At 36.6% G+C, this 11,909-nt stretch carries 11 protein-coding genes; 9 read left to right on the top strand and 2 right to left on the bottom strand.

Features of this window, described 5'->3' with window-relative positions:
* Position 1 precedes the first annotated feature (1 nt).
* From uppS to murI, 5 genes are all read left to right on the top strand, one after another.
* Complete coding sequence (uppS, locus tag BGO88_RS13195) at positions 2–742, top strand: undecaprenyl pyrophosphate synthase (RefSeq protein ID WP_101471286.1); 741 nt, start codon at positions 2–4, stop codon at positions 740–742.
* 7 nt (positions 743–749) lie between these two features.
* Complete coding sequence (gene bamA, locus BGO88_RS13190; protein WP_056068152.1) at positions 750–3,317, top strand: outer membrane protein assembly factor BamA; 2,568 nt, start codon at positions 750–752, stop codon at positions 3,315–3,317.
* A 44-nt stretch (positions 3,318–3,361) separates the two neighbouring features.
* Positions 3,362–4,420 carry an OmpH/Skp family outer membrane protein gene (locus BGO88_RS13185; protein ID WP_286707155.1) on the top strand — a complete coding sequence of 353 codons (1,059 nt, stop codon included), beginning with the start codon at positions 3,362–3,364 and terminating at the stop codon, positions 4,418–4,420.
* Positions 4,421–4,460: 40 nt separating this feature from the next.
* On the top strand, positions 4,461–4,961 hold the full coding sequence (locus BGO88_RS13180; protein WP_101471283.1) for an OmpH/Skp family outer membrane protein: 501 nt from the start codon (positions 4,461–4,463) through the stop codon (positions 4,959–4,961).
* Positions 4,962–5,028: 67 nt separating this feature from the next.
* A complete protein-coding gene (gene murI / locus BGO88_RS13175; RefSeq protein ID WP_286707154.1) occupies positions 5,029–5,808 on the top strand; it encodes a glutamate racemase in 780 nt (259 codons plus the stop codon).
* A gap of 11 nt (positions 5,809–5,819) precedes the next feature.
* On the opposite strand, the gene BGO88_RS13170 is transcribed toward murI, so the two are convergent.
* Together BGO88_RS13170 and BGO88_RS13165 are read right to left on the bottom strand one after the other, a co-directional pair.
* A complete protein-coding gene (locus BGO88_RS13170) occupies positions 5,820–6,335 on the bottom strand; it encodes a gamma carbonic anhydrase family protein (protein ID WP_056068137.1) in 516 nt (171 codons plus the stop codon).
* 70 nt (positions 6,336–6,405) lie between these two features.
* Complete coding sequence (locus BGO88_RS13165) at positions 6,406–7,398, bottom strand: PorP/SprF family type IX secretion system membrane protein (RefSeq protein ID WP_286707153.1); 993 nt, start codon at positions 7,396–7,398, stop codon at positions 6,406–6,408.
* Between the two features lie 346 nt (positions 7,399–7,744).
* Here BGO88_RS13165 and BGO88_RS13160 point away from each other — a divergent pair, with 346 nt between their 5' ends.
* The 4 genes from BGO88_RS13160 to BGO88_RS13145 all read left to right on the top strand — a co-directional run bounded on the left by BGO88_RS13160 (position 7,745) and on the right by BGO88_RS13145 (position 11,905).
* Positions 7,745–8,644, top strand: a complete 900-nt coding sequence (locus BGO88_RS13160; protein ID WP_286707152.1) for a NifU family protein — start codon at positions 7,745–7,747, stop codon at positions 8,642–8,644.
* Between the two features lie 55 nt (positions 8,645–8,699).
* Positions 8,700–8,900 (top strand): dodecin family protein, encoded by a 201-nt coding sequence (locus BGO88_RS13155; protein ID WP_056068130.1) that lies wholly within the window; start codon positions 8,700–8,702, stop codon positions 8,898–8,900.
* A 70-nt stretch (positions 8,901–8,970) separates the two neighbouring features.
* The gene (locus tag BGO88_RS13150) at positions 8,971–10,989 is read left to right on the top strand and encodes a thioredoxin domain-containing protein (RefSeq protein ID WP_286707151.1); all 2,019 of its coding nucleotides are present in this window, start codon (positions 8,971–8,973) and stop codon (positions 10,987–10,989) included.
* A 106-nt stretch (positions 10,990–11,095) separates the two neighbouring features.
* Positions 11,096–11,905, top strand: coding sequence for a mechanosensitive ion channel family protein (locus BGO88_RS13145; RefSeq protein ID WP_286707150.1), 810 nt, complete (start codon positions 11,096–11,098; stop codon positions 11,903–11,905).
* The last annotated feature ends 4 nt before the right edge of the window (positions 11,906–11,909 follow it).

Raw genomic sequence — 11,909 nt, 5'->3', positions numbered from 1 at the left:
AATGGACTTACTTAACACTATAAACAAAGACAACCTCCCAAAGCATCTGGCCATCATTATGGATGGCAATGGTCGTTGGGCTAAACAAAAAGGTATGCTCAGAGCCTTTGGCCATGAAAACGGAACCAAGGCTGTAAGGACTACAGTAGAGACCTGCGCTAAGTTAGGCATTGAAAACCTGACGCTCTATGCTTTTTCTACCGAAAACTGGAACCGTCCAAAACTGGAAGTTGACACTTTAATGAAACTTCTTATAAACTCATTAAAAAATGAGCTTAAAACGCTTACCGAAAACAATATAAAACTCAACACTATAGGTAATTTTGAAAAATTGCCGGCTTCTGCTCAAAAAGAATTATCACAGGTCATTTCCAAAACAAAAGACAACACCAGAATGACGCTGACTCTTGCGCTAAGCTACGGTTCCCGTGAGGAAATCGTCTCAGCGGTAAAGAGCATAAGCAGTATAGTTAAAAATAATATAATTTCAATAGACGCTATTGACGAATCAATTATTAATCAGCATCTTTACACGCAAAATTTACCAGACGTTGATTTATTAATAAGAACCAGTGGCGAACATAGAATCAGCAATTTCTTACTTTGGCAGATAGCTTATGCAGAATTGTACTTTACAGACGTATTGTGGCCTGACTTTAGGGAAAAAGATTTGTATGAAGCTATAATTAGCTATCAAAAAAGAGAACGTAGATTTGGAAAAACAAGTGAACAAATTAAATAAATTTTTAATGTTAAATAAAAGCATTAAACTATTCTTAACCGTATTAGTTTTAGGAAATATTTTCCAAGCAAAAGCCCAAGAGAGAGTCCCATTTGATCAAGGAAGAGAATATATTCTAGCCGGTGTAAGCGTCATCGGAAAAATCAGCTATAACGAACAAACAGTTGTTACATTTGCCGGTCTTGAAAAAGGCCAAAGAATCACAGTTCCCGGAGAAGAAATCAGTAGTGCCATTAAAAAATTATGGAAACTTGGATTATTCAACGAAATAGACACCTATATCAATAGAATTGACGGCGACAGTATCTTTATTGACATGCACATCAGCGAGTTACCAAAACTTAGCGAAGTAAAAATCAATGGTGTCAAAAAATCCAAGGTAGACGGACTTATCAAAGACAATTCACTCACAAAAGGTAAAATTGTCAACGAAAACCTTATCACTACTACCAAAAACTACATCGAAAACAAATACAAAAAAGACGGTTTCTATAACACCAAAGTTGTCATCAATACCTATCCGGACACTACATCCGGCAATGAGGTTAAAATGCTAATAAACATTGACAAAGGCAAAAAAGTAAAAGTAAGCTCCATAGTTGTTGACGGTAATGACAAACTTTCTGACGGAAGAATCAGAAAGGCGATGAAAAACACCAAAACAAGATTTCCATTGCGTTTTTGGAAAGGATCTAAATATATTAAGGAAAAATACAATGAGGATTTAGAGAACATCGTATCCGTTTATAAAGAAAAAGGATACCGCGATGCCCGTGTCGTATCTGATTCCATATCTTATAACAAAGATAAAAATACGGTTGACATAAAATTAAAAGTTGAAGAAGGTAACAAATACTATTTCGGAAACATCAAATTCTTAGGAAACTCTGTATACTCTGATCAAGGTTTGACAAAAATGCTGGGGATCAAAAAAGGAGATGTTTACAATGGTGTATTGCTTCAAAAAAGAATTGAAGACAAGACAAAACCTGACGCTAACGACATCAAAAACCTGTACCAAAACAGTGGTTATTTATTTTCAACCGTAAATGCGGTAGAAGTAAAAACAGCCAATGACACCATTGATTTCGAAATCCGAATCATGGAAGGACCGATGGCGTATTTCAATAAAATTACTGTAGTTGGAAACGACAAAACCAACGACAAAGTAATCTATCGTGAATTAAGAACACTTCCGGGACAAAAATACAGCAAGGAGCTTTTGATGAGAACGCTTCGTGAACTTGGGCAGTTAGGGTTTTTCGATCCTCAGGCATTGGAGCCAAAATTCAAAAACGTTGACCCGGCTGCAGGTACAGTTGATATTGAATATAATGTTGTTGAAAAAGGTTCCAGCCAAATCGAACTTCAGGGAGGTTATGGCGGCGGTGGCTTCATCGGAACCCTGGGTCTTTCTTTCAATAACTTCTCCATACGAAATATTTTCAAAAAAGACGCCTATACTCCACTTCCAATGGGTGACGGACAGAAATTGGCATTAAGGCTTCAGGGAAGTTCCTACTTCCAAACCTACAGCCTTTCCTTTACTGAACCATGGCTTGGAGGGAAAAAACCGGTACAGTTCTCCGGATCTATTTCGCACAGTAAGCAGTTCTTATACACAGGAAGAACAAGTGACGTTGACAGAGACAAGAGTTTTAACATCACATCGATATCGTTGGGTATTGCCAAGAAGCTTAATGTCCCTGATGATTACTTCATCCTTTCGCAAGGAATCAGTTTCCAGTATTATGACCTGAACAATTATAACACCGGATTATTTACATTCGGAAATGGTAACTCACGAAACCTGGCTTACACTATAGGATTAAGAAGAGACAGCCGAGGTATAGACCCAATCTTCCCTACTTTTGGATCGGAGTTTAGCATTAGTGCAAAATTCACTTTGCCATATTCACTTTTCAATGGAATTGATTATGCAAACTTAAAAAATGATCCGGATTACCAAACCACAAACGCTGCGGGAGATGTTGTTCCAGACAAATCAAAAATCGACCAAAAGAGATTTAATTGGCTGGAATATTATAAAATTAAATTCAAAGCAGATTGGTATACAAAAATTTATGGTAAATTCGTACTTCGTTCATTGGGTGAATTTGGTTTCTTAGGCGCTTATAATAATGACAGAGGTTTGGTTCCATTTGAAAGATTCTTCCTTGGCGGAGACGGTTTGGCAAACTATTCGTTAGACGGACGAGAGGTAATACAGTTGAGAGGTTATCCAAACCAATCCCTGACACCACTAGATGTTAATGGAAACCAAAACGGAGCAACAATTTATAACAAGTTCTCGTTAGAATTAAGATATCCGATTACATTGAAAGGAGCAGCATCAATTTATGCCTTAACTTTCCTTGAAGCCGGAGCAGCTTATGACAATTTTAGAGATTATAATCCGTTTGTATTACAACGTTCAGCAGGATTTGGTTTAAGAGTATTCATGCCGGCATTCGGATTATTGGGTATTGACTTTGGTCACGGATTCGATCCGGTTCCTGGCAGTACGCAGAAAAATGGATGGGAAACCCATTTCATTATTGGACAACAGTTTTAAAAACTTAAATTTGGCACGATATTTTCTAATATAACATTAAGAATATGAGAAAACATTTTTTTATACTATTGCTAGCAGCTACATTTTCAACTGCCATCAATGCGCAGACAAGAGGTATTCGTATTGGATACATCGACATGGAATATATTCTGGAAAAAGTTCCTGACTATGCCGAGGCAAAAAACCAACTCGAACTAAAAGCCCAGAAATGGAAGCAGGAAGCAGAAGTAAAAAGAAATGAAATCAACAAGCTTAAAGAAAATCTAAAAACGGAAAGAGTTTTATTGACCAAAGAGCTTATTGAGGAAAGAGAAGAAGAAATCTCATTTCTTGAAAATGAATTATTAGAATTTCAGCAAAAAAGATTCGGTTCAACCGGTGATTTGATTACACAGAAAGCTGTTTTGGTAAAACCAATCCAGGATCAGGTTTTTACAATTGTACAGGATATTGCTGAAGCAAAAAAATATGACTTTATTTTTGACAAGTCCTCTGATTTGACCATGTTGTTTGGTGCCCAAAGACACAATATCAGCGACCAGGTTGTACGTCAACTTACAAGAGCAGAAAAAAGAGAACAGTTGAGCAAAAAACAACTGAAAGATGAAGCTGAAAAAGAGCGCAAGCAAGATATGATTGATGCTAATCCTGAATTGGCTGAAAGACAGAAAGTACTGGAAGACAAAAAAGCTGCCAGAGAAAAAATGATTGAAGACAGAAAACTTGCTGCCGAAGAAAAAAGAAAGGCTTTTGAAGAAAAAAGAGCGCAACTGTTAGCGGAAAGAGAAGAAAAAAGAAATGCTGCTAAAACAAAAACAGAAGACACTAAAAAAGAAGAAAAGCCAGCTGCAGAGAAAAAGACCACTTCTACTGAAAATGTAACTGAAGAAGGCAAAGGCAAAACAGAAGAAAAAGCCGGACAAACTGCTGAAGAAAGGAAAGCAGCAATGGAACAGGCTAAAAAAGAAGCTGCCGAAGAAAGACAAAGAAAATTAGACGAACGTAAAAAAGCACTCGAAGAAAAAAGAAAGAAATTAATAGAAGAAAGAGAAGCTGCTAAAAAAGAAAAAGAAGAAAAGAAAAATTCTGAAGAAAAACAATAAAGGGAACTAAAACTAAATTAATATTTAATACTTGAAAATGATGAAACAACTGAAAACTTTACTAATCGCCGCAGCGCTTTTCATTGGTGCAAGCCAGACTATGAATGCTCAAGCAAAGACAGCACATGTTGACGTTAGTGAAATTATGGCTAAGATGCCTGCAATGATAGAAGGGCAAAAGCAACTTGAAAAATTGAACCAGACTTATAACGCTGATTACAAAACGATGGTTGACGAGTATCAGGCCAAACTAAAAAAATATGATGCGGAATCAAGTACAGTTGCTGAAAAAGTAAATCAGGACAGAGCTGTTGAAATTCAGGACATGCAAAAAAGAATCAGAGATTACGGCGAAAATGCTCAAAAAGAATTACAACAAAAAGAGCAGGATTTATTTAAGCCTATCCAGGAAAAAATCAAAGCTGCTATCCAAAAAGTAGGAAAAGCTAAAGGATATCAGTATGTTTTGGATTCAGCTATGGTTTTACTTGCTGACGGACCAAACATTACAGCTGATGTAAAAAAAGAACTTGGGTTCTAATCCAAAACCCGAATATTTTAGAAACTGCTCAAATTTATTGAGCAGTTTTTTTTTTACTTTTGTTTTTATGATAAACTCAAACCCAATAGGACTTTTTGACTCCGGAATAGGCGGAACATCCATCTGGAAGGAAATTCACCAATTAATGCCCAACGAAAACACTATCTATCTTGCCGATAGTAAAAATGCGCCTTATGGCCAAAAAACAAAAGATGAGATTATTGCTTTGAGCATTAAAAATACCGAATACCTTTTAAATCAGAATGCCAAGATTATTGTAGTAGCATGCAATACGGCCACTACAAATGCAATTAAGGAATTAAGGGCCAAATACGACGTTCCATTTATTGGAATAGAACCGGCCATAAAACCGGCTGCCAATAATTCCCGAACACAAACCATAGGAATTCTAGCCACCAAAGGAACGCTTAACAGCGAGCTTTTCAATAAAACCGCCGAACAGTTCCAGGACACCAATATCATCGAACAGGTGGGCTATAATTTAGTCAAGCTGATTGAAGATGGTGAAATGCATTCTGACGAAATGACTTCGCTATTAAAAACCTATCTAACGCCAATGATTGAAGCCAATATTGATTATCTGGTTTTAGGCTGCAGCCACTATCCTTACCTTATTCCTCAAATCAAAGAAATCCTGCCACACCATATCAAAATTATCGATTCCGGTGAAGCGGTAGCCCGCCAAACCTATAAAGTGCTTGAGGAAAAAATTGGGCTTAATACGGTTGCCGGAGAACACAGCACATTGTTTTACACCAACTCCGATCCAAAAGTTTTGAAAAGTATTTTGGAAAACAAATATCCTGTTATTCAAAAAGACTTTTAAACCTGAAAAGACTACTCGTCCTTCAGCCATCCGGAATACATCACGTAATTATTGGAAATACGCTCAATTTCACCAGCGAAGTCAGACTTATTAATGTCTTTTACTTTCTTTGCAGGCACTCCGGCATAGATGGTTCCGGATTCAACTACTGTATTTTGTGTTACTACTGCTCCGGCTGCAATAATAGAATTGCTTTCAATAATGCAATTATCCATTACAATAGCGCCCATTCCTATTAATACGTTATCATGCACTTTACAGCCATGCACGATGGCGTTATGTCCAATTGACACATTATTTCCTATTTCCGTTGGATGCTTTTGATAGGTACAGTGTATGACTGCCCCGTCCTGGATATTTACTTTATTTCCAATTTTAATATAATGCACATCACCTCTCACCACAGCATTAAACCAAACACTGCAGGAAGCTCCAAAAGTCACGTCTCCAATAATTGTTGCATTTTCAGCCACATAACAGTCCTCAGGAATGGAAGGGCTTTTACCATTTACAGTTTTTATCAGCATAGCATATAAAAAAGAGTCCCGATAAAGCATCGCAATTATCGGGACAGAATTAATATCAACTTTAAAATAATTAATTAACAGCAGGACAGTTACAATCCCATTTCTCTCTCTTACAGAATAAATTCAGACCTAAAGTGATTTGGTGAAAACCTCCGTTATCAAACTTCACATCTCCTGTCAAATGAGAATAGGTATAAGCAACCATAAAGTTTTTATAATTTAAGCCCACGATTGGGGTAATGTATTGTAGTTTTTGATCTGAAACACTGTTACCATCAAGATATTGTGCTCCGTCAAAGCTTCTTCTATAGGATAAACCTCCCCAAAGCTTTCCAAAATCTAAATCTTTGTATACTTTTAAGTTTACGTCGATTGATTTCTCTTTCGTTTCATCAACATATTGGAACAGGAAAGATGGTTCCCATTGAAGTCTGTCCGGATCTCCAAAAACATATCCGGCACTGAATAAATATTTTCTTAAGTTATCCGATTCGTAATCTGTATAGATTTCTCTTCTGATATTTGCAACCGCATTTTTAACGGTGAAGTGCGCATAAAAATCCAAATAGTTATAGGAAGCTCCGAAATCAACATTGAAATAAGAATCTTTTTGGTAAACCCCTCCTACAACAATAGGATCGAATCCTTCAAATTCTGATTCATCCAATTTACTCTGCACCAATCCGGCACTCATACCAAAAGACAACTGGTTCAAATCATAATCACCTCTTGAAAACATGATATGGTGTGCGTAAGTAATCTTTCCTCCTACCTGTGAGTGGTAACCGTTTTTATCATTAAAAAGTATGATTCCCACACCCGATTGTTCTCCTAGCCTTCCGTTAAAACTCAAAGTCTGCAAAGCCGGAGCATCATCCTGGCCAAACCATTGCTGACGAGCTGTTAAACGTAATTTAGCACAATTTGCAGCACCCGCCATAGAAGGGTGAATCAAGTAATAGTTATCGGATAAATAATCTGAATAAACGGCAATTCCTTCTTGTGAAAACGATATTTGTGACAATAACAATAATAATGCTAAATACCTCTTTTTAAAATTCATGGGGTCTATCTTTATTAATGAAAAACGCTCTTAATTATTATTCAAAAAAAACTGCTAATCCTAGATTACCTTATTAAACAGGCGTGCTGATTTGATTGAGTAATTTTTCGTAGCGGTCAAATATATAAATTTTTGTGTTAGGTTCGTATACTAATTCGTTAATATTATAATCACTTTTTATAAAAACTTTAAGAAAAAAACCAAGAAGCTCTTAAAAAAACTATTGGCCTCAATAATGTCTGGGTGTTAAACAAAAACGAAAGAACTGTTAATTTATTCTATAAAAAATCAAATATAACATTTCGCCGAAAATTTCTTTGTTAAATTTGCTCAAAATAAGATTCCAATGATAAATGTTACTATAAAAGAGACCCAAAATCCGACAATTCTAAAGTTTGAATTGCCTGATTTTATTACACAAAATGAAAATTTTGAATTCAAAAATATAGATGAGGCAAAAGACTCTCCCCTTGCCCAGCAATTATTTTACCTTCCTTTTGTAAAGGCTGTATATATTTCCGGAAATTTCATCGCCATTCAACGCTATAATATAGTAGAATGGGATGACGTAAAAGAAGCCGTAGCAGAGCAAATCGAAAATTTTGTCAACAAAGGCGGACAAATCTTAAACGTTACTGAGAAAAAAGTAACCAAACAACCCCTGACCGTTTATGCGGAAAGCACACCAAACCCCTCTGTACAAAAATTTGTTGGCAGCCGAATGATGACCAAAACCGCAATGGAATTCAAAAACATTGACGAGGCGGCTGCTTCTCCTTTAGCGTTAGAACTGTTCAAGTTTCCTTATGTTAAGGAAATTTTCATTGATGAAAATTATATTTCGGTAACTAAATATGCCGTAAAAGAATGGCAGGATATTACTTATGAATTAAGAAGCTTCATCAAGGAATTTATTGAAAACGGAGGTATTGTCATTGATGAAAGCATTGCCGCTCTAAATCCAAAAGTTGAAAAACAGAAGATTGAAAATTTTGATAATCTGGATACTACTTCACAGCAAATCATAAATATTCTTGAAGAATATGTAAAACCGGCTGTAGCTGCTGATGGAGGTAATATTCTTTTCGATTCTTACGATGAAAATGACAAACGTGTAAAAGTGGTATTGCAAGGTGCCTGCAGCGGATGTCCGTCCTCAACCTTCACGCTTAAAAGTGGCATTGAAAATATGCTGAAGGACATGTTAAACGATCAGGATATAAAAGTAGAGGCATTAAACGGCTAGAAAACGACAATTTTTTGCTATCTTTATTGGATAAACAACTTAAAACTAGCAAATTATGTCTGTATTAAAAGTAATCGAGATTCTTTCAAGCTCAGATACGAGCTGGGAAGACGCCACCAGGAAGGCCGTTTCAAAAGCATCAAAAACTTTAAAAAACATAAAATCGGTTTATGTCCAGGACCAAAGTGCTACCGTGGAAAACGGATCGGTTAAAGAATTTAGGGTAACTTTAAAACTTACCTTCGAGTTAGAATAAACACTCAAATCATTGTACATTTAAGCGTTTCGAAATCGGAACGCTTTTTTTATAATATTAGAATCTTACCATGAATGAACTGCAATTTGAAACCAGCCCTTACCTGCTGCAACATGCCAACAATCCCGTACATTGGAAAGCCTGGAACCCAAAATCTTTAGAACTAGCTAAAGAAACCAACAAACTGATAATTGTTAGCGTGGGCTATTCCGCCTGCCACTGGTGCCATGTCATGGAACACGAAACTTTTGAAGATACGGCGGCGGCGGCGGTAATGAACAGAAGTTTCATCAATATCAAAGTCGACAGAGAAGAAAGACCGGATATTGATGCTGTTTATATGAAAGCCGTCCAGATTATGACCGGTCGCGGAGGCTGGCCTATGAACGTAGTGTGTCTGCCTGATGGCAGACCTGTATGGGGAGGAACCTATTTCAGAAAAGAAGAATGGATAGACACACTCGAACAACTGCAGCAGCTTTATTTGTCTGCCCCTGAAAAAATGCTGGACTATGCAGAAAAATTGCATCAGGGAATCAATGCCATCAGCCTGGTGCAGCAACCCGACAATAATGCCAACTTTGACGCTGATAATCTTAAAGCACTTGTTGAAAAATGGAAAAAAAGTTTTGATTGGGAATTTGGCGGCTACAGCAGAGCGCCAAAATTCATGATGCCCAGCAACTATTCTTTCCTGTTGCGTTATGCCTATCAAAATAAGGACTCCGAATTATCTGAATTTGTGAACCTGACACTTACAAGAATGGCTTACGGAGGATTATTCGACACAGTGGGCGGTGGTTTTTCACGCTATTCTGTCGATATGAAATGGCATGTACCGCACTTTGAAAAAATGCTTTATGATAACGGACAGCTGGTTTCTTTATATTCAGAAGCTTACAGACTTACCCATAATCCTTTATATAAGAAAACCATCGAAAAAACATTATCCTTTATTTCAAAAGAGCTTACTGCTCCAAACGGAGGCTTTTATTCGGCATTGGATGCAGATAGTCTTACCGCACAAGGACACTTGGAAGAAGGTGCTTACTATGTCTGGAATAAAGAAGAACTGAGAACTATAGTAGGAGAAGATTTTGAACTGTTTGCTATTGTTTTCAATATAAATGATTTTGGCTATTGGGAAAACGGCAACTATGTTTTGATTCAATCCGAGTCATTGGAAACAATCGCTCAACGCTTCAACTTAGAGGTTATTGAATTACAAAACAAAAAAGAAAACTGGGAAAAATTGCTCTACGCTTCAAGGGAAAAAAGGAAAAAACCCCGATTGGACGACAAATGCCTTACTTCATGGAACGCATTAATGCTAAAAGGATTCGTTGATGCCTATAAAGCGATAGGAACGGAAGAGTATTTAAACATTGCCCTGAAAAATGCTGATTTTATAATCGGGAATCTTTGGACACCTGAAGGAAATCTGCTCCACAACCATAAAAATGGCAAAAACACCATTAATGGCTATCTTGAAGATTATTGCTTCGTAATTGAAGCCTTTATCAGCCTGTACGAAACTACCCTTGATGAAAAATGGCTTCAAAATTCAAAGCAGTTGACAGATTATTGCTTTGACCATTTTTATGAACCGGCCAGTGGCTTTTTCACCTTTACTTCTGACATAGATACTGCGCTGATTACAAAACATTACGAACTGGAAGACAATGTAATTGTGGCCTCGAATTCTGCCATGGCCAATAATCTTTATAAACTGGGCATTTACTTTGAAAATTCATACTATGAAGCCGTAGCACAAAAAATGCTGAACCATATTCTCCCAAACATAGACTATCCATCTGCATTTTCAAACTGGCTGCATGCCTTCTTAAACTTTTCAGACAGCAATAAGGAACTGGCTGTCTGCGGAGAAAACGCCTTGGAAAATATTCATTTACTACAAAAAGAATACTTACCGGATGTTGTTTTGGCAGGAACTTACAAACCATCCGAACTTCCTTTCTTGAAAGCTCGACTTGAAAAAGGAAAAGATTTATTCTACTTATGTCAAAATAAAACCTGCGAACAGCCGTTAGAAGACATTATTTCCATACTAAATGCCATAAAAAGTTAATACGTTTCATAAAATTGCATAACAAAAAGTATTAATTGTTTATAATTTAACAAAAATTTATTTTTTAAATTATTAGATTTGGCTTTTAAAAAAATTGTGTCTGAGGATGTTGATTGACGCCCAAAAAATAGAAACTTTTACAGATCGCATTATTACAATTTTGGTGGATTATTCCCCTAAACTGGTATCAGCTTTCTTACTACTTTTTGCAGGTTTGTGGGGAATACGGCTTTTAAACCGTCTAGCCACAAAAATAATGATCAGTCGAAATCTTGAACCGACACTGACTACGTTCTTAGCAAATATCTTGATTTGGGTATTGAGAGTATTGCTATTTGTGGCATTTATCTCACAGCTTGGAGTCGAAACATCGTCATTTGTTGCTATTTTGGGAGCCGCCGGTCTTGCCATTGGATTATCCCTGCAAGGTTCACTTTCTAATTTCGCTGGGGGCGTGCTTATCATTTTATTCAAGCCTTTTAGAGTTGGCGATACGATAGAAGCACAAGGGGAAACAGCGAAAGTTTTGGAAATTCAGATTTTTACGACCAAGCTGTTGACAGCGTCCAATCAGATTGTTTATATACCAAACGGGATACTTTCAAATAATAAAATCAAGAATTTTTCCCAAAACAATAACAGGAGGGCCGATTTAGTTGTTAAAATAAACTATGAAGCCGATATAAAACAGGTAAAAGACACGATAATGGATATTATGAAAAAGCATCCACAAGTGTTAAAGAATCCGGCTCCTGCTATAATTGTTAGCGATTTAACAGACAATGGCATAAATTTAGTAGCAAGACCATGGGCTAAGAATGAAAATTTCGGAAATATGAGTTCTGATGTATTGGAGCAAATATTGACCGAATTAGAAAAGACAGAAAAAAATCCGTTTATTAAAGCAACTACATAATAAA

The organism is Flavobacterium sp. 38-13, from assembly GCF_001899155.1.
Classification (GTDB): Bacteria; Bacteroidota; Bacteroidia; order Flavobacteriales; family Flavobacteriaceae; genus Flavobacterium; species Flavobacterium lindanitolerans.
Note: the sequence above shows the minus strand (reverse complement) of the source record. Positions and strands in the feature narration are given on the sequence as shown.

What these genes read in the sequence shown, in the direction of transcription:
- bamA (WP_056068152.1), top strand. Translation starts at nt 750, where the DNA reads ATGTTAAATAAAAGCATTAAACTATTCTTAACCGTATTAGTTTTAGGA.
- BGO88_RS13170 (WP_056068137.1), bottom strand. Translation starts at nt 6,335, where the DNA reads ATGCTGATAAAAACTGTAAATGGTAAAAGCCCTTCCATTCCTGAGGAC.
- BGO88_RS13155 (WP_056068130.1), top strand. Translation starts at nt 8,700, where the DNA reads ATGTCTGTATTAAAAGTAATCGAGATTCTTTCAAGCTCAGATACGAGC.
- BGO88_RS13150 (WP_286707151.1), top strand. Translation starts at nt 8,971, where the DNA reads ATGAATGAACTGCAATTTGAAACCAGCCCTTACCTGCTGCAACATGCC.
- BGO88_RS13145 (WP_286707150.1), top strand. Translation starts at nt 11,096, where the DNA reads ATGTTGATTGACGCCCAAAAAATAGAAACTTTTACAGATCGCATTATT.
- uppS (WP_101471286.1), top strand. Translation starts at nt 2, where the DNA reads ATGGACTTACTTAACACTATAAACAAAGACAACCTCCCAAAGCATCTG.
- BGO88_RS13180 (WP_101471283.1), top strand. Translation starts at nt 4,461, where the DNA reads ATGAAACAACTGAAAACTTTACTAATCGCCGCAGCGCTTTTCATTGGT.
- BGO88_RS13165 (WP_286707153.1), bottom strand. Translation starts at nt 7,398, where the DNA reads ATGAATTTTAAAAAGAGGTATTTAGCATTATTATTGTTATTGTCACAA.
- BGO88_RS13185 (WP_286707155.1), top strand. Translation starts at nt 3,362, where the DNA reads ATGAGAAAACATTTTTTTATACTATTGCTAGCAGCTACATTTTCAACT.
- BGO88_RS13160 (WP_286707152.1), top strand. Translation starts at nt 7,745, where the DNA reads ATGATAAATGTTACTATAAAAGAGACCCAAAATCCGACAATTCTAAAG.
- murI (WP_286707154.1), top strand. Translation starts at nt 5,029, where the DNA reads ATGATAAACTCAAACCCAATAGGACTTTTTGACTCCGGAATAGGCGGA.